The following is a 521-nucleotide window of genomic DNA, read 5'->3' as shown; positions in this document are numbered from 1 at the left end:
GCATCGGCCGCGATCTCGCCGCGACGCCACGACGGCAGGCGGAAGCGGTGCAGCGCCCACCACGCCAGCGCCGGCATGCCGACCAGCCACAGCGGCAGCCAGCCGATCGCCGCGTGCGAGCCGCGCGCGGCCGGCAGCATCAGCACCAGCAAGGCGCCGACGGCCGCGGCGTAGCGCAAGCCCAGGTCCAGGTCCGCGCGCCAGCGCGCGGCGCTGTCTTCGACGATGTCGTCGCCGAACTCGGCGTCGACCGGCGGGGCATCGACAGGCAGGGCATCGCTGCAGCGGGTGGATTCGAGAGCGGTCATGGCCGGGCTCCGTAGCGAAGGGGTCGTGTGCCTCGCACGTTCCGGCTCCGCCGTCTCAGAGACTGCGATGTCGGCGACCGCCGGTCGGCCCGGGCCGCGGGCCGGCGCCGGCGCCTGGCCGCCACGCCCCGGCCCGGCTGCCGGGACGCGGTTTGGCCGATGTCAGCGCTTGAGCGCGCTGCGCAACTGCCGGCCGATCTGCGCCCGCGCGGC

Annotated in this window: 1 pseudogene; it reads right to left on the bottom strand. The window is 76.4% G+C overall.

Features of this window, described 5'->3' with window-relative positions:
* Positions 1-308 (bottom strand): annotated as a pseudogene (locus A7A76_RS02755) (hypothetical protein); the annotation flags it as partial.
* Between the last annotated feature and the right edge of the window lie 213 nt (positions 309-521).

The sequence above is a fragment of the Lysobacter enzymogenes genome (assembly GCF_017168095.1).
GTDB lineage: Bacteria > Pseudomonadota > Gammaproteobacteria > Xanthomonadales > Xanthomonadaceae > Lysobacter > Lysobacter enzymogenes_D.
The sequence above is the reverse complement of the archived record's forward strand: the minus strand, read 5'-3'. Positions and strand labels throughout refer to the sequence as shown.